We start from the raw sequence: 22,805 nt of genomic DNA on the forward strand, positions 1-22,805 counted from the left end.
GGCGGATCGCGGGTCAGGCGATGAACGGCAGGTCGATCGCGGCCGGCACGGCGGCCTCGGCCGGCGGGACGGTGACGATCGCGCCGATCGACGCGAGCGAGAGGGCGAGAGCGGCAATGGCGGCGAAGGCCGTGTTCTGGAAGCGGGTCATATCGTTTTCCTTTCGGGGGCACATCGTGATTCGATAAGGAGTGTCTAAACCGAGTCGCGGCTTATCGTCAATCAATAATATTGAAAAACGATATTGGCCGCGTCGTTTTGCGGTAAGGTCTTAGCGCCGGCGCTCCACCGGGCGCACCCGCATTGACATCGCCGGGGGGCGCTCCTACATCGCGCGCTCTTGCCCGCTTCGAGCAAGACCGATTCATGCGCGGGGATCGGTCACCGGATGGAAGCGGCGACAGGCCATTTATCGCGACGCACATTGGGAGGCTGCTGCCGGCACCGCTTGAAAGGCGGAGTTGGGCATGCGGCTTTTGCGCGTTGCACATGGCCCCCCTTTCGCGTGGAACGAAGCGATTTTTCCCGTCCGCGCGAGCACCTCTCGCGCGGCCCAATTGAAGAGGCACGACCCCTCCATGGCCACCAAGGCGAAGCCGCCCGTCACCCGCAGCCGCAAGGCGCAAGGGACCGCCAAGAAGCGCATCCGCAAGATCTTCGGCGACATCCACGAAGTGGTGCAGATGCCGAACCTGATCGAGGTTCAGCGCGAAAGCTACGAGCAGTTCCTGCGCTCGGACAAGGCCACGGGCTATGTCTCGGGCCTCGAGAAGACCCTGCGTTCGGTCTTCCCGATCCGCGACTTTGCCGGCACCGCCGAGCTCGATTTCGTGCATTACGAACTCGAGGAGCCCAAGTACGACACCACCGAGTGCCGTCAGCGCGGCATCACCTATGCCGCCCCGATGAAGGTGACCCTGCGCCTCATCGTGTTCGAGGTGGACTCGGAAACCGAAACCCGCTCCGTCCTCGATATCAAGGAGCAGGACGTCTACATGGGCGACATGCCGCTCATGACCGAGAACGGCACCTTCATCATCAACGGCACCGAGCGCGTGATCGTCTCGCAGATGCACCGTTCGCCGGGCGTGCTGTTCGACCATGACCGCGGCAAGACCCACTCCTCGGGCAAGCTGCTGTTCGCCGCGCGCGTGATCCCCTACCGCGGCTCGTGGCTCGATTTCGAGTTCGACGCCAAGGACATCGTCAACGTCCGCATCGACCGCAAGCGCAAGCTGCCGGTCACCGCGCTGCTCTATGCCCTCGGCCTCGATGCCGAGGACATCCTCGGCTATTTCTACAACACCGTGACCTGGGAGCGCGCCAAGGACGGGTGGAAGATCCCCTTCGTGGCCGAACAGTGGCGCGGCGCCAAGCCGGCCTTCCCGCTGGTCGATGCCGCCACCGGCGAGGAAATCTTCCCCGCCGGCCAGAAGATCAGCCCGCGTGCGGCCAACAAGGCCGCCAAGGACGGCCTGACCGAACTGCTGCTTCCCACCGAGGAAGTCGTCAGCCGCTATGCCGCCGCCGACATGATCGACGAGAGCACCGGCCGCATCTACATCGAAGCGGGCGATGAAGTGACTCTCGAGCACGTCGAGACCCTCGACAAGGCCGGCGTCGACCGCCTGCCGCTGCTCGACATCGACGAGATCAACACCGGCCCCTGGATCCGCAACACGCTCAAGGCCGACAAGGCCGAGAACCGCGACGAGGGCCTCGAGGCGATCTACAAGGTCATGCGTCCGGGCGAACCGCCGACGAAGGAAACCGCCGAGGCGCTGTTCGAAGGCCTGTTCTTCGATGCCGAACGCTATGACCTCTCGGCCGTGGGCCGCGTGAAGCTCAACATGCGTCTCGGCCTCGAGTGCGAGGACACCGTCACCACGCTGCGCAAGGAAGACATCCTCGCGGTGGTGAAGGAGCTCGTCGGCCTCAAGGACGGCAAGGGCGAAGTGGACGACATCGACAACCTCGGCAACCGCCGCGTGCGTTCGGTGGGCGAGCTGCTGGAGAACCAGTACCGCGTCGGCCTGCTGCGCATGGAGCGCGCCGTGAAGGAGCGCATGAGCTCGGTCGACGTGTCGACCGTGATGCCGAACGACCTCATCAACGCCAAGCCCGCCGTGGCCGCGGTGCGCGAGTTCTTCGGTTCCTCGCAGCTCTCGCAGTTCATGGACCAGACCAACCCGCTCTCGGAAGTCACCCACAAGCGCCGCGTCTCGGCGCTCGGGCCGGGTGGTCTGACCCGCGAGCGCGCCGGCTTCGAAGTGCGCGACGTTCATCCGACGCACTATGGCCGCATCTGCCCGATCGAAACGCCGGAAGGCCCGAACATCGGTCTGATCAACTCGCTGGCGAGCTTCAGCCGCGTCAACAAGTACGGCTTCATCGAGACCCCCTACCGCAAGGTCATCGACGGCAAGGTCACGGGCGACGTGATCTACCTGTCGGCGATGGAGGAGCAGAAGCACACCGTCGCGCAGGCCTCGGCCGAGCTCAATGAAGACGGCAGCTTCGTGGAAGAGCTGGTGTCGGCGCGTCACAACGGTGACAACCTGATGGCCCCGCGCGAGCACATCACGCTGATGGACGTCAGCCCCAAGCAGCTCGTCTCGGTTGCGGCCTCGCTCATTCCCTTCCTGGAAAACGACGACGCCAACCGCGCGCTGATGGGCTCGAACATGCAGCGTCAGGCCGTGCCGCTCGTGAAGGCGGAAGCGCCGTGGGTCGGCACCGGCATGGAAGAGACCGTGGCGCGCGATTCCGGCGCTGCGATCGCGGCCAAGCGCGGCGGGATCGTCGATCAGGTCGACGCGACCCGCATCGTGATCCGCGCGATCGGCGATGTCGAACCCGGCCAGTCGGGCGTCGACATCTACACGCTCCAGAAGTTCCAGCGTTCGAACCAGAACACCTGCATCAACCAGCGTCCGCTGGTGAAGGTGGGTGATGTGATCGAGGCCGGCGACATCATCGCCGATGGCCCGTCGACCGACCTCGGCGAGCTGGCGCTGGGCAAGAACAGCCTCGTCGCCTTCATGCCCTGGAACGGCTACAACTACGAAGACTCGATCCTGATCAGCGAACGCATCGTGAAGGACGACGTCTTCACCTCGATCCACATCGAGGAGTTCGAGGTCATGGCCCGCGACACCAAGCTCGGGCCGGAGGATATCACCCGCGACATCCCGAACGTCGGCGAGGAAGCCCTGCGCAACCTCGACGAGGCGGGCATCGTCTACATCGGTGCAGAAGTGCACCCGGGCGACATCCTCGTCGGCAAGATCACTCCCAAGGGTGAATCGCCGATGACCCCCGAAGAGAAACTGCTGCGCGCGATCTTCGGCGAAAAGGCGAGCGACGTGCGCGATACCTCGCTGCGTCTGCCCCCGGGCGTGGCCGGCACGGTCGTTGAAGTGCGCGTGTTCAACCGTCACGGGATCGAGATCGACGACCGTACCCGCGCAATCCAGAACGAGGAAATCGAACGCCTGCGCAAGGACGCCGCGGACGAGCGCAACATCCTCAACCGCGCGACCTACAACCGCCTGCGTGACATGCTCCTCGGCCAGACCGCTTCGGCTGCGCCGAAGGGCCTGAAGAAGGGCATCGAGATTACCGAAGAGGTGCTCGAGGACGTCGATCGCCACGAATGGTTCAAGTTCGCGGTCGCCGATGACAGCCGTCAGGCGCAGATCGAAGCCGTGAAGAGCCAGTACGACGAAGCTGTCGCGCTGATCGACGCCAAGTTCCACGACCGCAAGGAGAAGCTGGAGCGTGGTGACGAGCTGGCTCCGGGCGTGCTCAAGATGGTCAAGGTCTTCGTCGCGGTGAAGCGCAAGCTGCAGCCGGGCGACAAGATGGCCGGCCGTCACGGGAACAAGGGTGTCATCAGCCGCATCCTGCCGGTCGAGGACATGCCGTTCCTAGAGGATGGGACCCCGGTCGACCTCGTGCTCAACCCGCTGGGCGTGCCTTCGCGCATGAACGTCGGGCAGATCTTCGAGACGCACCTCGGCTTTGCAGCCCGCGCGCTCGGTCACGAGATCAAGGGCATGCTGGAGGAATGGCGCGCCGCCAATCCGAACGCCGCGTCCGACTACGCGAACGTCGCCCCGCCTGCCGCGGTGCTCGAGCGTCTGAAGGACATCTACGGCGAGCAGTATGTCGAGGACCTCGAGAGCCGCTCGACTGCGGATATCGTGGAACTCGCGGGCAACCTCTCGGCCGGCGTGCCGATGGGGACCCCGGTGTTCGACGGCGCGCGCGAGGCGGACGTTTCGGACATGCTGGTCAAGGCGGGGATCGACAGCTCGGGCCAGAGCGTCCTCTATGACGGCCGCACCGGCGAGGCCTTCGACCGCAAGGTGACCGTGGGCATCATCTACATGCTGAAGCTCCACCACCTCGTCGACGACAAGATCCACGCCCGTTCGATCGGCCCCTACTCGCTCGTCACCCAGCAGCCGCTGGGCGGCAAGGCGCAGTTCGGCGGCCAGCGCTTCGGGGAAATGGAGGTCTGGGCGCTCCAGGCTTACGGTGCCGCCTACACCTTGCAGGAAATGCTGACGGTGAAGTCCGACGACGTGGTCGGCCGCACCAAGGTCTACGAAGCGATCGTCAAGGGCGACGATACCTTCGAGGCCGGCATTCCCGAGAGCTTCAACGTGCTCGTGAAGGAAATGCGCAGCCTCGGCCTCAACGTCGAACTGAAGTCGATCCTCGACGAGGACGACGACGGCGAGATGCTGGAGGCAGCGGAATAAGGGGCGCGGGGGCCGCGAGGATAATCGGGGCCCCCCGCCACCGCCGCAAACGAATTTCATCCCCCTAAGGGAACACAGTCATGAACGACCTGACCAAATTCACCAACCAGCTGGCGAAGCCCGAAACCTTCGACCAGATCCAGATCGGCATCGCCTCGCCGGAGCGCATCCGCTCGTGGTCCTATGGCGAGATCAAGAAGCCCGAGACGATCAACTACCGCACCTTCAAGCCGGAGCGTGACGGGCTGTTCTGCGCGCGCATCTTCGGCCCCGTGAAGGACTACGAGTGCCTGTGCGGCAAGTACAAGCGCATGAAGTACAAGGGCGTCGTCTGCGAAAAGTGCGGCGTCGAAGTCACCGTGACCAAGGTCCGCCGCGAGCGCATGGGCCACATCGAACTGGCCGCGCCGGTCGCGCACATCTGGTTCCTGAAGTCGCTGCCCTCGCGCATCGGCCTGCTGCTCGACATGCAGCTGAAGCAGCTCGAGCGTGTGCTCTACTTCGAAAGCTACATCGTCACCGAGCCGGGCCTCACCCCGCTCGAAAAGTACCAGCTGCTGACCGAGGATGAACTCCTCGAAGCGCAGGACGAATATGGCGAGGACGCCTTCACCGCCGACATCGGCGCGGAAGCCGTGCGCACCATGCTGATGCAGCTCGACCTCGAAGCCGAGCGCGAAGCGCTGATGGACGAGCTCGCCACCACCAAGTCGGCGCTCAAGCCCAAGAAGATCATCAAGCGCCTGAAGGTCGTCGAGAGCTTCATCGAATCCGGCAACCGTCCGGAATGGATGATCCTCGAGGTGATCCCGGTCATTCCGCCCGAACTGCGCCCGCTGGTGCCGCTCGACGGGGGCCGCTTCGCGACCTCGGACCTGAACGACCTCTACCGCCGCGTCATCAACCGCAACAACCGTCTGAAGCGCCTGATCGAGCTGCGCGCGCCCGACATCATCGTGCGCAACGAAAAGCGCATGCTGCAGGAAGCGGTCGACGCCCTGTTCGACAACGGTCGCCGTGGCCGCGTCATCACCGGCGCCAACAAGCGTCCGCTGAAGTCGCTGTCCGACATGCTCAAGGGCAAGCAGGGCCGCTTCCGCCAGAACCTGCTCGGCAAGCGCGTCGACTATTCGGGCCGTTCGGTGATCGTGACCGGTCCGGAACTCAAGCTGCACCAGTGCGGCCTGCCCAAGAAGATGGCGCTCGAGCTGTTCAAGCCCTTCATCTACGCCCGCCTCGATGCCAAGGGTCTCTCCATGACCCTCAAGCAGGCCAAGAAGTGGGTCGAGAAGGAGCGCAAGGAAGTCTGGGACATCCTCGACGAGGTGATCCGCGAGCACCCGGTGCTGCTGAACCGCGCGCCGACGCTGCACCGTCTGGGCATCCAGGCCTTCGAGCCCGTGCTGATCGAGGGCAAGGCGATCCAGCTGCACCCGCTGGTCTGCTCGGCCTTCAACGCCGACTTCGACGGTGACCAGATGGCGGTCCACGTGCCGCTGTCGCTGGAAGCCCAGCTCGAAGCGCGCGTGCTGATGATGTCGACCAACAACATCCTCTCGCCCGCCAACGGCAAGCCGATCATCGTGCCCTCGCAGGACATGGTTCTGGGGATCTACTACCTCTCGATGGAGCGGCAGGAGAAGCACCCCGAATTCATCGAGGAATCCGACGGCACCAAGATCGAAAAGCTCCCGCGCTTTGCCGACATGGCCGAAGTGCACCAGGCGCTCGAAACGAAGGCGGTCACGCTCCACACCCGCATCATCGCCCGCGTTCCGCAGGCCGACGAGAACGGCAACGTGGAGATGAAGCGCTTCGTCACCACGCCGGGCCGCATGCTGATCGGCGAGTGCCTGCCGAAGAACCACAAGGTGCCCTTCGACATCATCAACCGCCTGCTCACCAAGCGCGAGATCGGCGACGTGATCGACCAGGTGTACCGCCACACCGGCCAGAAGGACACGGTGCTGTTCGCCGACGCCATCATGGCGCTGGGCTTCCGCCACGCGTTCAAGGCCGGGATCAGCTTCGGCAAGGATGACATGATCATCCCCGACGCCAAGGAGAAGCTGGTCGAGGAGACCAAGGAGCTGGTTGCCGGTTACGAGCAGCAGTACCAGGACGGTCTCATCACCCAGCAGGAAAAGTACAACAAGGTGATCGACGCCTGGTCGAAGTGCGGTGACATGGTCGCCGACGCGATGATGGCCGAGATCAAGGCCCAGCCGATCGATCCCGAGACGGGCAAGGAAGCCCAGATCAACTCGATCTACATGATGAGCCACTCGGGTGCCCGTGGTAGCCCGGCGCAGATGAAGCAGCTCGCGGGGATGCGCGGCCTGATGGCCAAGCCTTCGGGCGAGATCATCGAGACCCCGATCATCTCGAACTTCAAGGAAGGTCTGACCGTTCTTGAATACTTCAACTCGACCCACGGCGCCCGCAAGGGCCTCGCGGACACCGCGCTGAAGACCGCGAACTCGGGTTACCTGACCCGCCGTCTGGTCGACGTGTCGCAGGACTGCGTCATCGTCGAGGAAGATTGCGGCACCCAGAACGCGCTCGAAATGCGCGCCATCGTGCAGGGCGGTTCGGTGATCGCCTCGCTCGGCGAGCGCATCCTCGGCCGCACGGTCGCGGAAGACATCGTCAACGCGGCGACCGGCGAAGTCATCGTTCCGGCGGGCACCCTGCTCGACGAAGCGATGGTCAAGGCGATCGAGGCGGCGGAAGTCCAGTCGGCCAAGATCCGCTCGCCGCTGATCTGCGAAGCCGAACAGGGCGTCTGCGCGACCTGCTACGGCCGTGACCTCGCCCGCGGGACCCCGGTGAACATCGGCGAAGCGGTGGGCGTCATCGCGGCGCAGTCGATCGGCGAGCCCGGCACCCAGCTGACGATGCGGACCTTCCACATCGGCGGCGCGGCGCAGCTTAACGAGACCTCGCACCTCGAGGCGATCTCGGAAGGCCGTGTCGAATACCGCGACATGCCGACCATCACCGACAAGCAGGGCCGCATCCTCAGCCTCGCCCGCAACGGCGAGCTGGCCGTGATCGACGCCGAAGGGCGCGAGCGCGAGATGCACAAGGTGCCCTACGGGACCGTCCTCAAGTTCAAGGACGGCGACCATGTGAAGGTCGGCGATCGTCTCGCCGAGTGGGACCCGTTCACCCTGCCGATCATCACCGAGCAATCGGGCGTGGTGAAGTATCAGGATCTGGCCGAGGGCGTCACGCTCGAGGAGCAGGTCGATGATGCCACCGGGATCGCGCAGCGCGTGGTGACCGAGAACCGCGCCACCGGCCGCAAGAAGAAGGAGGACCTGCGTCCGCGCCTGACCCTTCTGGCCGAAGGTACCGGCGAGACCGAGGCGGCGCGCTACATGCTCGCCCCGGGCACGACCCTCTCGGTGGCGGATGGCGACACGGTGCAGGCGGGCGACATTCTCGCCCGTGCGAGCCGCGAAGCCGCCAAGACCCGCGACATCACCGGCGGTCTGCCGCGCGTGGCCGAGCTGTTCGAGGCGCGCATGCCCAAGGACGTCTCGATCATCGCCAAGATTTCCGGCCGGATTGAATTCGTCCGCGAGTACAAGGCCAAGCGCAAGATCGCGATCATCCCCGAGGAGGGTGAACCCGTCGAGTACCTGATCCCCAAGACCAAGGTGATTGACGTGCAGGAAGGCGACTACGTGAAGAAGGGTGACACCCTGATTTCCGGCTCGCCGAACCCGCACGACATCCTCGAGGTGCTGGGCGTCGAGGCGCTGGCCGAATATCTCGTCAACGAGATCCAGGAAGTCTACCGCTTGCAGGGCGTGAAGATCAACGACAAGCACATCGAGGTGATCGTTCGCCAGATGCTGCAGAAGGTCGAGATCACAGACGGCGGGGACACCACCCTGCTGCCCGGCGAGCAGGTCGATCTGGCCGAGATGCTCGAGATCAACGCCAAGCTGATGCAGAGCGGCAAGGGCAAGGCGCCCGCGCAGGGCACTCCGGTGCTGCTCGGCATCACCAAGGCGAGCCTCCAGACGCGCTCTTTCATCTCGGCGGCCTCGTTCCAGGAAACCACCCGCGTGCTGACGCAGGCGGCGGTCGAAGGGAAGAAGGACACCCTGATCGGCCTCAAGGAGAACGTGATCGTCGGGCGTCTCATCCCCGCCGGGACCGGTGCGGGCATGAACCGCCTGCGCGTCACCGCCAACAGCCGCGATGCGGCGCTGAAGGCGGCGTGGAAGCGCCAGCAGGATGCGCTTGCCGCTTCCGGCCAGCGCGAGGTCGAACCGGCCGCCGACGCGATCGGTTCGGAAGAGAAGATGAAGGCCGCGATGGCCGCGATGGCGGCCTCCGCCCCCGCAGCCGACGTCGAGGATGACGGCGAGGAATAAGACCTCGCCTGCCATTATCGGCCTATCAGCAGCCCCGCCGGAGTCCATGCTCCGGCGGGGTTTCTCTTTGGTCTCAGGCATACTTTTTCGATATTGCAAATCACTCGCAACTAAATAGAAGGGGCGTGCACGCATGACCCTATCCGACGTTAAGCGAGGTATGATGCCCGACCCCAAAGCCCCCACCGACGCCGCCCGCAAGACCATCGCGGCCCTCGCCGTCCCGCCGCGGGTGGAAAGGCTCGGGCCGATCGCGGGGCGCTTCATCCATGCCCTGCGGCTGATCGCGGTGCATGACCGTGTCGGCCGCGATCCGGTGCCCGAACTGGCGGCGCGGCTCGGCTCGGTCGAGGTCGCGGCCAAGGCGCTGATCCTCGCACAGGCGATCGCCGCGACCTGGCCCGAGAACATCGCCGTCTCGCGCTTCTGCTGCCGCTTGCTCAGCCATGACGAGGCGACCATCGGGGCCTTCGTCGACGCGGCGACCGAGGGGGACCGGCGCGGCTTCGAGGCGGCGCTTGACGGGCTGGTCTGTGCCGAACGCGCGCACCGCCTGTGGGAGAGCGCGCTCGCGCTCGCCGCCGCCGAGCTCCGCGCCCTCTGACCGCTTGCGGCGAGGGGCGCGGCGCTCTACCGCGCAGCCCATGACCACCACCCGCTTTGCCCCCTCGCCGACCGGTCGGCTCCATGTCGGCAATATCCGCACCGCGCTCCACAACTGGATGCTCGCGCGGCGGGCGGGCGGCACCTTCATCTTGCGCATCGACGATACCGACGCTGAACGCAGCCGCGAGGAATATGTCGAGGCGATCCGCGCCGACCTCGCCTGGCTCGGCCTCGGCTGGGACCGCGAGGAGCGGCAGTCGGCGCGGCTCGACCGCTACGAGGCAGCCTTCGAGGCACTGCGCGCGGCGGGCCGCCTCTATCCCTGCTACGAGAGCGCGCAGGAGCTCGACGTCAAACGCAAGATCCAGCTCTCGCGCGGCCTGCCGCCGATCTACGACCGCGCCGCGCTAACGCTGACCGAGGCCGAGCGCGCGGGCAGGGAGGCCGAAGGCATCCGGCCGCACTGGCGCTTCCTGCTTGACCATGACGAGCCGATCCGCTGGGAGGACGGAATCCGCGGCACCCAGAAATTCGACCCGGCACAGCTCTCCGACCCCGTCATCCGCCGCGCCGACGGGTCATGGCTCTACATGATGCCGAGCGCCGTCGACGACATCGACATGGGCGTGACGCAGGTGCTGCGCGGCGAGGACCACGTCTCGAACACAGCGGTGCAAATCCAAATCTTTACCGCACTTCATGCTGCAGGATTTGCTGCGGGAGAAGGTGCAGCAAAAACGCTGCCCGCTTTTGCTCACGAGGCGCTGCTGGTGGGGCGCGAGGGCAAGCTCTCGAAGCGCCTCGGATCGCTGGGTTGTGACGCCTTCCGCGAGCGCGAGATCGAGCCCGAGGCGATCATCGCGCTTCTGGCGCGGCTCGGCACCTCGCAGCCGGTCGAACCCATTGCCGATCGCGCTATGCTCACCGCCAGCTTCGATCTCGCCACCTTCGGCCGCGCGCCGGCGAAGTTCGACGAGGAGGATCTGGAGCGGCTCAACGCCGGGATTGTCCACCAGCTGCCCTTCGACGCGGTCGCGGCGCGTCTGCCCGAAGGCATGGACGCGGCGGGCTGGCACGCGGTGCGCCCGAACCTTGCCCATGTCGGCGAGGCGGCGGAGTGGTGGCGGCTGGTCACCGGTCCGATCACCCAGCCGGAGTTCGCTGAAGAGGACAAGGCCTTCCTCGCCGCCGCCGCACAAGCGCTCGCTTGGGGCGACAACCCGTGGGCCGCGCTCACCACCGCGCTCAAGGACGCCACGGGGCGGAAGGGCCGCGCGCTGTTCCTGCCGCTGCGGCAGGCGCTGACCGGCATGGATCACGGTCCGGACATGGGTGAGCTGCTGCCGCTGATCGGAGAAACCGAAGCCCGCGCAAGACTGACCCGCGCCGCAGAATGAACGGGATACGCCGGGCGCCGGCGCGGAGGTAACGCCATCCGATCCAAACCCGCACCGGACCAGAAAGCTGCGGAAGCAGGCGATCGGACTTCACCGGTCAGCCGGGAAAACGGTGCCAGAAGAGGACTCGAAAAATCCATATTGGACACTTTTTAATCAGACACTTACGTGATGGAAGATTTTCGAAAGGACCGGAAAAAGCCCAGAGGGACTCACTAAGGTGCTGGTTCGATGCCTTTTTAGGGACTCGGAGCTGTATTTTCGGCCGCCGCTGCAGTGAAACAGCTGTCCGGAAATGAGGGCAGCTTAGCTTCATTCCGATGGGACCAGCAATCAGAATCATTGGTAGATCGCGTGTTTCGCGAAGGACTAAACGGTAACTGGCGATCGATCAGCCACTCGAAGACGGCAGGTCTCGACCCAGCGTCAGGCATTGCCGCCTGACGGGGTCACCTCAATATACAGGCCGCGGTGGTCAGCGACCTTGTACGACTTGTCCTTTGGCTTTAGCGTCCGAAGCCTGTTTTCGGTCAGAGCCATGTGTGGGCCTTTTTCTCAATGTGGTTTTCACATGAGCCCGCAAAAGGCCCGCAAAACCGTTCGGAAAGCCCGGGATTTGCTGGGACGATCCGAGACCATCCAAGGGCCAATTCCCTTGGATTTCTGCGGCTTTTATACATTTTTCGGGATGTTCTGAGAAGAACAAATGGTGCCCAGAAGAGGACTCGAACCTCCACGCCCTTGCGAGCGCCGCCACCTGAAGACGGTGCGTCTACCAATTCCGCCATCTGGGCACGGATGCCTGCCGGTCATCGCTGCCGGGAGGCTGGGTAGGCGCGGGCCTCTAGCGGGGGGCGGGGGGTGCTGTCAATGCCAACCTCGCGGCAAGTTGCGTTCGTTGCGCTTCATGTGAAATCCGCCTCGCGGCGGTTGGTCACAGGGTGCCATCGGGGGCGTTCAGGGGTCTGGACCGATCCGGAAGGGGCGAGGCCGGGGGGAAGCGCGACGGGGCGGGTCGTGGCTCCGGTCGGCACCCCGGCGAGGTGGTGCGCCGAGTCGCCGCCCCCATCTCTTCGCGCCCCACCGGAACCCTTGCCTCTTGCCTCGCATTATCGCAAAGCGCACCCCCGAAACGCCAAGCCACAGAGCGAGCACCTTCATGCCCTCCTCCCCCACCTCCTCCCCGCTGTCCGGCCAGCTGGTCACGATCTTCGGCGGCACCGGCTATATCGGCAACTATGTCGCCCAGAGCCTGCTCGCCCGCGGCGCCCGCCTGCGCCTTGCCAGCCGCGCGCCCGGCAAGGCGCAGAGCCTGAAGCCGCTCGCCAACCTCGGCCAGCTCCAGCTCATGCCCTGCGACATCACCCGCGAGGAGCATGTCGCCGCCGCGCTCGAGGGCGCGTCTTATGTGGTCAATCTCGTCGGCGCCTTCAGCGGCGATCTCGGCAAGCTGATGGGCGAGGCCCCGGGCACCATCGCCCGCCTCTCCGCCGCATGCGGGATCCGCGCGCTGGTGCACGTGAGTGCGATCGGCGCCGATGCCGCCTCGCCCACCGCCTATGCGCGTGGCAAGGCCGCGGGCGAGGCCAACGTCGCCGCCGCCTTTCCGGGCGCGACGATCCTGCGCCCTTCGATCGTGTTCGGCAAGGACGACAACTTCATCAACCTCTTCGCCGGAATGATCGAGCTGCTCCCCGTCCTCCCCGTGTTCGGCCCCGAGGCGAAGCTCCAGCTGGTCTATGCCGACGATGTCGCGGAGGCCGTGGCGGTCGCATTGGAACACCCCGAGCAGCACGGCGGCCGGACCTATGAGCTGGGCGGGCCGGAACAGCTCTCGATGATGGAGATCCACCGCCGCATCGCCGCCGCTCAGGGACGCAAGCGCACCTTCCTTGCCGTGCCCGATGGCCTGTCCGCGACCTTCGCCGCGCTTCCCGGCACGCCGATGAGCCGTGACCAATGGACGCTCCTCAAGCCGGGCAGCACGGTCGCGCCGGGAGTCCTCGGCCTCACCGACCTCGGGATCGAGGCGCGGCCGCTCGGCCTGTTCCTCGACAAGTGGATGCTGCGCTACCGCAAGCACGGCCGCTTCGGCGCTGCGAACGAGCGCGCCAAGGCGCACAAGGCGTAAGGCGCGGCGGGGTTCCCTCCCGCCCGACGCCCCCCGGCCTGACTGGCCACGACAGGAGCGTGCAATCCCCCTGCCACGGCTTGCCGTAGGCGGGCGGTCGGGCACGCCTTCGCGGAGAACTGTCACAAAACTTGCACATTGTAAGAAAAGTGTCATAATCTGGCGATGGCGCACCCCGTGATCGACCGTCCCCATACGGTTTCCTCGTATAATCTGCAGCTTGCGGAAGTCCGGTCGATCATCAACCGGATGGCCGACGAGGCGCAGGCGATGCTGTCCGGCGCGCTCCATGCCCTGTGCAAGGCGGACAGGGTCGCGGCGATGCAGGTGGTGGCTCAGGACAAGGCGATCGACGAACTCGAACGCTCGCTCGAGAGATTGGCGCTGCTCATCATCATGTCGCGTGCGCCGATGGCGGAGGATCTGCGCTACCTGATGGCCGCGATCCGGATCGGCAAGATGCTCGAGCGGACCGGCGACCAGGCCAAGCGCATTGCCCGGCGGCACGAGGAGGTCGACCTCGCCGTGCTGGGGCCGCGTTTCCCGCTGCTTCGCGCAATGGAGCGGCACGCCGGCGAGATGGTGGCAAAGGCGATCGCCAGCTTCAACGAGGGTTCGCGGGAGCTTGCCGGCGAGGTCATGGCCTCCGACGCCGAGCTCAACGCGATGAACGATGCGCTGATCCGTGCATGCCGCGCGGCGATGGACGCAGGCACCCTCGGCAGCGGTGACGGCCTCCAGCTGATCCTGATCGCCAAGCAGCTGGAACGGGTCGGCGACTACGCCACCAAGATCGCCGGGGACGTCGCCTACATGCTCACCGGCGAATAGCCCTCGGCCATCGCCGGTGCCGGGTCAATAGTTCCACTGCGCCTGGACGCGCAGGATCTGCCCTTCGGCCTGCCCTAGGCGGCGCTCGTCCGCCTCCTTGCGCGAGGCCCAGCCATAGGTGGTGGTGATCTCCAAGGCGGGGTCGAGCTGGAATTCGAAGCCCACTTCCAGCTCTTCGGTCTCCAGCCGCGGCGCGTTGACCGCCGCCTTGAAGCCGCCGCGGTAATACTGCCAGCGCGCGAAGGGATAGAAGGGGCCGATCGGCGAGTTGTCGATCTTGCCCATCAGCTGGACATAGCCGCCTGTCAGCGGACGTTCCTCGATCCGGCCCGTGGCAGGGACGAATTCGGGACCGGTGCCCCAGTTCCATTCCCCCTGCACGCCGATCGGGTTGGGGTAGAGGATCGCGTGGATCAGCGCGCGGTTGTCCTTGAATCCGGCGGCGCTCAGCCCGCCGGTGCGGATTTCCGGCCGGATGCGGTTCCTCATCACCGACCCGCCGATCTCGAACACCTGCCCTTCCAGCCCAAGCCCGTCGAGTTCGAAGGGCCAGGTGGCAAGGCCCACGAGCATCACGTTGTCGTCGGCTTCGGTGCGGTTGAGGCCCTGCCCGTTGAAGGCACCGAAGCCGAAGGCGCCGTAGTTTCCGAAAAGCTTGTGCCCGTCCTTGGCGAGCCGGTCCCAGATCGCCTGCACCTTCGGCGGGGTGTAATAGGCGACGATACCGAGGTCGCGCTCGCCTGCCGCGGCGCTGTTGATGCCGTCGGTGCGGTCAAGCGCGAGGCGGTTGGACGAGGACTGCATGTTCTCCCAGCCATAGGGCACCTTCGACTGGCCGAGCCGGATGCGGAAGGACTTGTCCTCGAAAGGGAAGACATCGGCATACATGTCACGCAGCGACACCGCCCCTTCGCGCCGCTCGCCGACCGACTGGTTCGAGACCGAAGCGGCGAAATCAGGCTGGAAGTAGAGCGAGACGTGATCGTTGAGGTCGCCCTGGATGATCATGCGCAGCCGGCGGAAGCTGAAGTTGCTGTCGGCGTTGATCGCGCTGTCGTGGATCGAGCGCAGGCGCGAGACGCCGGCGGGCGCGTTCGCTTCGCCGGAGATGATCTGGTTGAAGCGCAGCTGGGTGTAGCCTCGCAGGCGCAGCTTTTCGTACCACGCCTTGGGTTTGGCCGGAGCAGGCGCAGCGGCGAGGCGGATCTGGCCTGCGTCTGCAGGGGGCGCGATCGTCGCAGGAGCCGGGGCCGGGGTCGGGCTTGCGATCGCCACTGGGGGCGGCGAGTCGGCAGGCGCGGCCGAGGGCTGGGCCGGGGCGGCATGGGACCGGTCTGCCTGAAGCGCCTCGACCATCGCCTTCAGCTCGTCGATCTGGCGCTGGAGGTCGGCGATCGTGCGCGCCTGATCGGCTTCGCTCGGCACAGGACCGGCGCTTGCGGCGGCAAGGGCCGGAGCGCTCGTTACCGCCAGCAGGGCGGCGGCAGACGCGAAGATGGCGCCTCCACCGGACATTCGGATCATGATAAGGCTGCCCTCGCACTCGCCGGGTCCGACATGAACCGGCTGCGGCAGGCGACTATGTCCAATTAGCGTCAATTATGTGACAAATGCGACCATTCGTTCCGCGGCTTCGTCAAAGCGCCCCGCCGCGGCTTCGGACGGATTGTGCTGCCAAGCCGCAGGATTTGACATCGCACCGATAATTTGATAATTGCAAGATTATCGAACTATAGGAGCGCCCCTTGCAGGCAGAAGCCGTCATCCGCGCGTTGGGCGCGCTCGCGCAGGAGCACCGGCTCGCCGCCTTCCGCCTGCTCGTGCAGGCCGGGGCCGAGGGAATTCCGGCCGGCGTACTTGCCGAAAAGCTTGGCGTGCCGCCCTCCTCGATGAGCTTCCACCTTGCCCAGCTCGCCAACGCGGGCCTCGTCACCCAGCGGCGCGAGAGCCGGTCGATTCTCTATTCGGCCGACTACGGCGCGATGAATGCGCTGATGGGCTACCTCACCGAAAACTGCTGCGGCGGAGCGCCTTGTGCGGATGCCGTCGCTTGCGAACCTGCAACCAACCGGGAGAACGCCTGATGAAACGCTTTCACCTTCATGTCGGCGTGACCGACCTCGATGCCTCGATTGCCTTCTACACCCACCTCTTCGGCGCCGCGCCGAGCGTGGTGAAGGCGGATTATGCGAAGTGGATGCTCGAGGACCCGCGCATCAATTTCGCGATCTCGATGCGCGAGGGGGCGGCCAAGGGCATCGAGCACGTCGGACTGCAGGTCGAGGACGAGGGCGAGCTGGCCGAGGTCTATGCCCGCCTGAAGGCCGCCGACCGCCCCGTGCTGGAGGAGGGCGCGACCACCTGCTGCTATGCCAGGTCCGAAAAGAGCTGGATTGCCGACCCCGACGGGGTGGTGTGGGAGGCCTTCCTCACCACCGGCGGCAGCACCACCTATGGCGGCAGCCCCGATCTCGAACAGCTCGCCAATGCCGACGCGGCGGCGGGCGCGTGCTGCGTGCCGCAGAGCGCGGCCGCGGCGCCGTCCTGCTGCTGAACCCGGCCGCGGGGGCGACCATGAACATTCTGGTGCTGTGCACGGGCAATTCCGCCCGCTCGATCCTTGGCGAGGCGCTGTTCGGCTACCTCGGGCAAGGGCAGGTCCGGGCCTTCAGCGCGGGGAGCAAGCCCAAGTGCGTGCCGCACCCGGGTGCGCTGCGGCTGCTCGAGCGGCGGGGGATCGACATCGCGCCGTTCCGGTCCAAAAGCTGGAACGAGTTCACCGGCCCCGACGCTCCGCCGATCGATCTGGCGATCACCGTGTGCGGCAATGCTGCGGGCGAGGCTTGCCCGGTGTTCATGGGCAGCCCGCTCAAGGCCCATTGGGGCCTCCCCGATCCTGCCGAGGTGACCGGCAGCGAGGCCGAGGTCGACGCCGCTTTCGAGGAGACCTGGCGGCTGCTGGAAATGCGGGTGCGGGAGTTCCTCGCGCTCGACCGGGCGGCGATGGACAGGTCCGCCCTGCAGGCCGCCCTTGCCCGGATCGGTGCGATGGAGGGGGCCGCGTGATGAACGAGGCGACCTCGCCGCTCGGCCTGTTCGAGCGGTATCTTTCGCTGTGGGTGCTGCTCGCGATCCTTGCCGGGCTCGGCTTGGGACTTGTGGCGCCCGATGCGGTCGGCGTGCTGGCGGGGCTGGAATATGCCTCGGTCAACCTCGTCGTCGCGGTGCTGATCTGGGCGATGATCTTCCCGATGATGGTCGGGGTCGATTTCGGGAGCATCAGGGACATCGGCAGGAAGCCGAAGGGTCTGGTCATCACGCTGGCGATCAACTGGCTGGTCAAGCCCTTCACCATGGCGGCGCTGGCGGTGCTGTTCTTCGACTATCTCTATGCCGGCCTGCTGCCCCGCGCCGACGCACAGGAGTATATCGCCGGGCTCATCCTGCTGGGCGCGGCCCCCTGCACCGCGATGGTTTTCGTATGGTCGCAGATGACCCGCGGCGATCCGGCCTACACGCTGGTGCAGGTCTCCGTGAACGACCTCGTGATGATCGTCGCCTTCGCCCCGATCGTGGCGCTGCTGCTGGGCGTCACCGATATCGTGGTGCCATGGGAGACGCTGCTCTTGTCGGTGGTGCTTTACGTGGTGATCCCGCTGGCGGCAGGGACATGGACCCGCGCCCGCGTGATCGCAGGCCACGGCGGCGATGCGGCGGCGATCGATGGCTTCACCGCGCGATTGAAGCCGTGGTCGATCATCGGCCTGCTGGCGACGGTCGTGCTGCTGTTCGCCTTCCAGGCCGGGACAATCATCGCCAATCCCCTGCTGATCGCGCTGATCGCGGTGCCGATCATAATCCAGTCCTACGGCATCTTCGCCGCTGCCTATGCCTGGGCCTATGCGTGGCGGGTGCCTCATGCCATTGCCGCACCCTGCGCGCTGATCGGCACCTCGAACTTCTTCGAGCTGGCGGTGGCGGTGGCCATCGGGCTGTTCGGCCTGTCGAGCGGCGCGGCGCTGGCGACGGTGGTCGGCGTGCTGGTCGAGGTGCCGGTGATGCTCTCGCTGGTCGCCTTCGCCAACCGCACCCGGGCCCGCTTTCCCGACAGCCCCGCCTGACGGAAAGGTCCGCCCGCCGGTCGCAACACCGGCAGACATGGTCACTAACTCCGGGGCGGCCGTTGCCGGCATCGCCGCGTATGCGGCGCGCTCAGAAGCCTTCGGTGGGCAGCGCGATCGTCACCACGCCGTCGCCTGGTTCGACCGGCGGGCCTGTGATGCCGTAGAGCGCATGGCCGTCCACGGGGGAAAGCAGCCGTTCGATCTCCTTGCCGGTGTAGTCGCGTATGACGCCGACCAACTCGCCCTTCTTGAGTGCGCGAGGGCGGGCGTCGACTGGGTGATAGACGCCGGCGTGGCCGGCCGCGAGAGCGGTGGTGCCCTCGAACAGCCGGGCGGGCGCAGGCGCAGCGCGCACCGGCGCCTCGCTCATCCCGAGGACTGCCAGCGCATTCTCGACCCCGGCGACGATCGCGGCGACATGAGCCTCCTCGCGGCTGCCGTTCTGGCCGATCTCGACCAGGATCGTCGGCTTGCCCATCGCCACGCCCTGGCGGTTGAGCGAGCGCCCGGTGTCGATCTGCGCCTGCGTCTGCATCGCGTAGCGCACGATGTTGGGGAAAGCGAAGCCCTCCGCCACCTTCAGCGCCAGCGGGAAATCGGTCGCGAGCGGGCCTCCATAGACGCCGATGAAAGGATCGAGGAACTCGGCCCCGTCGCCGCTGTGCACGTCCATCAGGAAGTCGCTGCGGGCGACCACCTCGCGCGCGATCAGATCGGCAATGCGTTCGGTCTGGGTGCCGTCCGCCTTGCCGGGGAAGACGCGGTTGAGGTTCTTGCGATCAACCGGATTGACGTTCGGCGAGCGGCCCTCGAAGCCTGGGATGTTGGCGACGCGCACCAGCACCAGCGTGCCGGCGAGGCGCGCGGGATCGACCCGCTCGGCGAGCCGCTCGGCGGCGAGGATCGAGGCGAATTCGAAGCCGTGGACGCCCGCCACCACCGCCAGCACCCGGCCTTCGCGGGCGCCGTGGATGACGCTCACGGGGATGAAGGTCGACCCGTCGCTGCCTTCGGGAACGGGAATGCGGAAATCGGCGCGGGTGCCCGGGGCGACGACCTCTCCGGCGATAGCGAAAGGGGCCGGGCCGGCCGCTGCGGCGAGCGCCGGGGCGAAGAGCAGCAGCAGGGCGGCGCAGATCAGGCGGGCAAGGCTCATGGCAGGGGCCGGTAGCGCGGCAACCCCTCGAACACCACCGGATCATAGGCCGGATCGCGGAAGAACAGCGGATAGTGGAAGGCGCGCAGATCGGCATGGAAGGCGCGCACGTGGTCTTCATAGGCGATCATCGCGCGCGTGTCCGTCCCCGCGAGCCGCTCGAACCCGCGCTCGACAAGGGCCGCAGGCGAGAGCAGCGCCGCCCACCCCGCCGCCGCGTCGCGGGCGAGACGACCCTTGCGATAGGCCGTCGCGATCGGCTCCGCCTGCTGGTCGCCGACCTGCTGGAAGGCGTAATACCACTTCCACTCGAAGGGCTTGGCGACTTCTCCCAGCGGCCGCCATTCGGGATGGCGGGCGAGGAAGGGTTCCATCGTGGCGGCCTTGGGCTTGTCCCAGGCATCGTTCACCGCCTCGCGCTGGAGCATCAGGATCTCCGCTCCGTCGGGCACGGGCACCGCGGTCTCGATCGCCGCGCGCGAAAGCGCAGGGACGAGGAGGGCGAGCGCCAGCCACAGGCCGACCAGAGCGGCGAGCAGCACCGGCGGGGGAACCGTGAAGCGGCCGATGGCGATCACGATCAGCCCCCAGACCGCAAGCCCGCCGATCACCAGCCCGCTGGCGGCGAGAGTCGTCGAAAGGCCCGCCCCCTCGATCCCGGCGCCGATCCAGAAGGGCAGCAGCAGCGCGAGCGCCAGCCCGCCGAAGCGCACCGCGGCACGCGGGCGCCACAGGCGCTGCGGGGCTCCTGCGGTCGCCACCAGCAGATCGTGCCGCCCCGCCACGCGTTCGCCGGCGCGCAGGTCGTGGAGCAGCAGGATCAGCAGCAGCGGCGCGATGGTCGCCGCGAGAAAGGCGAAATCGAACCTCCCGATCAGGCCGAAATCGGCGTTCTTCGTGTCGGCCTCGTGGATCTGCCCCTCGAGCGCGAGCATCCGCACGCGGTGGAGCCACGGCGCGGTGTCGCGCTGGCCGAGCGCGGCGAAGGCGAAGTTCGAGGGCGGGGCGTAGGCAAGGTGGAAGGCGGCATAGGCCGCGCCGCCCCAGTCCTCCTGCTTGGAAATGGCGTCGGCCCGGTCGCGCGCATCCTCCTCGAGCAGCGCGGCGATGGTGGCGCGCTGTTCGCGCACCTCGGCGATGCCGAATCCGGTCGCCGCGGCCGAGAGCAGCAGCGAGAGCGCCAGCCACAGCAGCGCCCCGCGGTCGCGCAGCAGGAAGCGCGCCTCGCGCAGCAGGCCGCTCATGGCGCGAGCCTCCGTGCGCCGGCCACGATCGCGCCGCCCAGCACCGCCAGCCAGCCGAGCAGCAGCAGCAGCGGCAGGGCGGCCCGGGCGGCGCGCGCCTCGGCCGGGTCGGGCACGAACCGGAAGGAATCGAGCAGCCGCCACGATGCCGCATTGACCCGGGTGCGCTTCTCCGCCTCGGGGTCGGAACTGCGCGCGGCATCGTCGGCATAGGACAGCGCGGTCGCATGGAGATCGTTCAGACCCTGCACGAAATCGAAGCGCAGCGCCTCGCTCTCGCGCAGGAAGCGGTGGTGGGTCGCAAGGTCGGTTCCCGCCAGCGTGCGCGAAGCCGCGCCCACCGCGAGGGTCGGCGAGGCGAGGCCGAACCATGTCACGATCCGCGCCTGCGCCGCCTCGCGCTCCATCCGGCGTTCGGCATAGGCGTTCATCAGGGCGGTGAGCTTGGCCTCGGAATGGCCGGCCACCACCCCGCGCCAGTTGATCGGCAGTTCCTCGACGCTTTCGGCCTCGTATTGTTCGAGCACCTGCTTCTTGAGCGCCTCGAAGGCCGGGTCGGCGGCATTGTGCCCGTCGCCCAGCTTGCGTTCCTCGGCCAGCATCACGAGATCGCTCTCGATCTTGCCGGGGGCGTCGATCGCGGCGCTGGCGGCGTTGATGCCGATGCGCGGGACGATCAGCGCGACCATCAGCCACACCAGCACCAGCACCCCGAGCGCGACGCTGCGCTGGCGCACCCACAGCGAGACCGCCAGCACCAGCGCCGCCCACACGGCGAGGTAGAGCGCGTAGCCGCCGACCAGCAGCCCCGCCGACAGCGGCGATTCGCCGCCCGCGAGCGACAGGCCCGCCAGCACCGCGACCGGCAGCAGGAACAGCCCCGCCACCCCCGCCAGCGCGAGCGCCTTGCCGCCCGCGACGGCGAGGCCGGTCTGTCCCTGCGCCAGCAGGACCGAGAGCGTTCCGCTCTCGCGCTCGCGCAGCACCACGCCGTGACCGATGATGATCAGCAGCAGCGGGATCAGCAGCTGGTAGAGATTGGCGGGCGTCAACGCCGCAAAGCCGCCGAGGTCGGCGGCAGCGCGGGTATCGGCGAACATCGCGGTGTTCTGGCGGTGGCCTTCGAGGAAGATCGACTGCCCGGTGACCGCGTCCACCCCCGGATCGAAGGCGGCGAGCGGCGGGGGCGTGCGGAAGGCGTAGTGCCCGTAATGGACCATCCGGTGCGGATGGCGGTCGGGCTGGGAGAAGAAGGTCTCCTCGGCGCTCGCCTGTCGCGCGGTGCGGCGCTCGGCCTCCTCGGCGAGGCGCAGCGCGGTCAGCACGCTGGTCGCGGCGAGGAGCACGGCGACGATCACGGTTGCGAGCAGCACCACGCGCGAGCGCGCCCACAGCCGCCATTCCTCGCGGGCGATGCGAAGCGGCGCGCTCATGCCGCCTCGCGCGCGGCAAAGGCGGCGTGGACGGTCTCGGTGTCGATCCGTCCGCCCGGCTCGGCTTCGAAGCTTCCCACCAGCCGCCCGCCGCGCAGCAGGCCTACGCGGTCGGCGACCTGACACGCGCCATAGACATCGTGCGTCACCATCAGCACCGTGCGCCCCGCTGCCGCCAGCGCCTTCACCATCGCGTGGAATTCGTCGATCGCCACGGGATCGAGGCCCGAGGTCGGCTCGTCGAGCAGCAGGATCGGGGTGTCGCGCAGCAGGGCGAGCGCGATCGCGGTCTTCTGCCGCATCCCCTTGGAATAGGACTGCAGCCGCCGCCCGCGCGCCTCGGCCGGGAGCGCGACCTGGTCGAGCGCGGCGTCCATCGCGGCGCGGTCCACCCGGCGCCCGGCCAGATCGAGGAAATAGCCGAGGTTCTCGTAGGCATCGAGGTGCCCGTAGAGCGCGGCGGCCTCGGGCAGGTAGGCGATGGCGCCGCGCGCCGCCTCGACATCCTGCACCACCGGGCGACCCGCGACCAGCACCTCGCCGCCCGAGGGGGAAAGGAAGCCGAGGAAGGTCAGCAGTGTCGTCGACTTGCCCGCGCCGTTGCCGCCGAGCAGGGCATAGACCTCGCCCGGCGCGACCGCGAAGGAGACGTCGTTCAGAACGATCGTTCCGTCGCGGACCAGCGACAGCGAACGCGCTTCGAGAGCAGGCGGCATCGGCGGT

At 67.0% G+C, this 22,805-nt stretch carries 15 protein-coding genes, 1 tRNA gene and 1 pseudogene; 10 read left to right on the forward strand and 7 right to left on the reverse strand.

What is annotated here, in order from left to right; translation table 11 throughout:
- Window positions 1-13: 13 nt before the first annotated feature.
- On the reverse strand, window positions 14-151 hold the full coding sequence (locus tag ACMX37_RS01655; protein ID WP_483147233.1) for a hypothetical protein: 138 nt from the start codon (window positions 149-151) through the stop codon (window positions 14-16).
- Window positions 152-578: 427 nt separating this feature from the next.
- Between ACMX37_RS01655 and rpoB the strand changes: the two genes are divergently transcribed.
- The 4 genes and pseudogenes from rpoB to ACMX37_RS01675 all read left to right on the forward strand — a co-directional run bounded on the left by rpoB (window position 579) and on the right by ACMX37_RS01675 (window position 11,163).
- Window positions 579-4,769 (forward strand): DNA-directed RNA polymerase subunit beta, encoded by a 4,191-nt coding sequence (gene rpoB, locus ACMX37_RS01660; protein WP_483147234.1) that lies wholly within the window; start codon window positions 579-581, stop codon window positions 4,767-4,769.
- 80 nt (window positions 4,770-4,849) lie between these two features.
- A pseudogene (rpoC, locus tag ACMX37_RS01665) lies at window positions 4,850-9,002 on the forward strand (DNA-directed RNA polymerase subunit beta'); the annotation flags it as partial.
- A 321-nt stretch (window positions 9,003-9,323) separates the two neighbouring features.
- Entirely contained in the window at window positions 9,324-9,764 is a 441-nt protein-coding gene (locus tag ACMX37_RS01670; RefSeq protein ID WP_483147235.1) for a DNA-directed RNA polymerase subunit beta', read from the forward strand.
- A 40-nt stretch (window positions 9,765-9,804) separates the two neighbouring features.
- Window positions 9,805-11,163, forward strand: coding sequence for a glutamate--tRNA ligase (locus tag ACMX37_RS01675; RefSeq protein WP_483147236.1), 1,359 nt, complete (start codon window positions 9,805-9,807; stop codon window positions 11,161-11,163).
- A gap of 707 nt (window positions 11,164-11,870) precedes the next feature.
- Here ACMX37_RS01675 and ACMX37_RS01680 read toward each other — a convergent pair.
- Window positions 11,871-11,957 (reverse strand) — tRNA-Leu (locus ACMX37_RS01680).
- 365 nt (window positions 11,958-12,322) lie between these two features.
- Between ACMX37_RS01680 and ACMX37_RS01685 the strand changes: the two genes are divergently transcribed.
- Both ACMX37_RS01685 and phoU read left to right on the forward strand, forming a co-directional pair.
- Window positions 12,323-13,294, forward strand: coding sequence for a complex I NDUFA9 subunit family protein (locus ACMX37_RS01685; protein WP_483147237.1), 972 nt, complete (start codon window positions 12,323-12,325; stop codon window positions 13,292-13,294).
- A 165-nt stretch (window positions 13,295-13,459) separates the two neighbouring features.
- Entirely contained in the window at window positions 13,460-14,125 is a 666-nt protein-coding gene (gene phoU, locus ACMX37_RS01690) for a phosphate signaling complex protein PhoU (protein ID WP_483147238.1), read from the forward strand.
- Between the two features lie 24 nt (window positions 14,126-14,149).
- Here the strand turns inward: phoU and ACMX37_RS01695 are convergent, their stop codons facing one another.
- On the reverse strand, window positions 14,150-15,649 hold the full coding sequence (locus ACMX37_RS01695; protein ID WP_483147239.1) for a porin: 1,500 nt from the start codon (window positions 15,647-15,649) through the stop codon (window positions 14,150-14,152).
- 221 nt (window positions 15,650-15,870) lie between these two features.
- On the opposite strand from ACMX37_RS01695, the gene ACMX37_RS01700 reads away from it, so the two are divergent.
- Genes ACMX37_RS01700 through arsB form a run of 4 tightly spaced genes read left to right on the forward strand, consistent with a single transcriptional unit; the run spans window position 15,871 to window position 18,246 of the window.
- The gene (locus ACMX37_RS01700) at window positions 15,871-16,209 is read left to right on the forward strand and encodes an ArsR/SmtB family transcription factor (RefSeq protein ID WP_483147240.1); all 339 of its coding nucleotides are present in this window, start codon (window positions 15,871-15,873) and stop codon (window positions 16,207-16,209) included.
- Complete coding sequence (locus ACMX37_RS01705) at window positions 16,209-16,679, forward strand: ArsI/CadI family heavy metal resistance metalloenzyme (protein ID WP_483147241.1); 471 nt, start codon at window positions 16,209-16,211, stop codon at window positions 16,677-16,679. Before ACMX37_RS01700 ends, ACMX37_RS01705 begins: the two co-directional genes overlap by 1 nt.
- Before the next feature lie 20 nt (window positions 16,680-16,699).
- Window positions 16,700-17,191, forward strand: coding sequence for an arsenate reductase ArsC (locus ACMX37_RS01710; protein WP_483148438.1), 492 nt, complete (start codon window positions 16,700-16,702; stop codon window positions 17,189-17,191).
- Window positions 17,191-18,246, forward strand: coding sequence for an ACR3 family arsenite efflux transporter (arsB, locus tag ACMX37_RS01715; RefSeq protein ID WP_483147242.1), 1,056 nt, complete (start codon window positions 17,191-17,193; stop codon window positions 18,244-18,246). The genes ACMX37_RS01710 and arsB overlap by 1 nt, the downstream gene beginning before the upstream one ends.
- Window positions 18,247-18,337: 91 nt before the next feature.
- Here the strand turns inward: arsB and ACMX37_RS01720 are convergent, their stop codons facing one another.
- Genes ACMX37_RS01720 through ACMX37_RS01735 form a run of 4 tightly spaced genes read right to left on the reverse strand, consistent with a single transcriptional unit; the run spans window position 18,338 to window position 22,798 of the window.
- Window positions 18,338-19,405 (reverse strand): M14 family metallopeptidase, encoded by a 1,068-nt coding sequence (locus ACMX37_RS01720; protein WP_483147243.1) that lies wholly within the window; start codon window positions 19,403-19,405, stop codon window positions 18,338-18,340.
- Window positions 19,402-20,649: a DUF3526 domain-containing protein gene (locus ACMX37_RS01725; protein ID WP_483147244.1), complete on the reverse strand. Its 1,248-nt coding sequence runs from the start codon at window positions 20,647-20,649 to the stop codon at window positions 19,402-19,404. The genes ACMX37_RS01720 and ACMX37_RS01725 overlap by 4 nt, the downstream gene beginning before the upstream one ends.
- Window positions 20,646-22,082 carry an ABC transporter permease gene (locus ACMX37_RS01730; RefSeq protein WP_483147245.1) on the reverse strand — a complete coding sequence of 479 codons (1,437 nt, stop codon included), beginning with the start codon at window positions 22,080-22,082 and terminating at the stop codon, window positions 20,646-20,648. Before ACMX37_RS01730 ends, ACMX37_RS01725 begins: the two co-directional genes overlap by 4 nt.
- Window positions 22,079-22,798, reverse strand: a complete 720-nt coding sequence (locus tag ACMX37_RS01735; protein WP_483147246.1) for an ABC transporter ATP-binding protein — start codon at window positions 22,796-22,798, stop codon at window positions 22,079-22,081. The genes ACMX37_RS01730 and ACMX37_RS01735 overlap by 4 nt, the downstream gene beginning before the upstream one ends.
- Window positions 22,799-22,805 lie beyond the last annotated feature (7 nt).

This window comes from Porphyrobacter sp. THAI-01a (genome assembly GCF_056868655.1).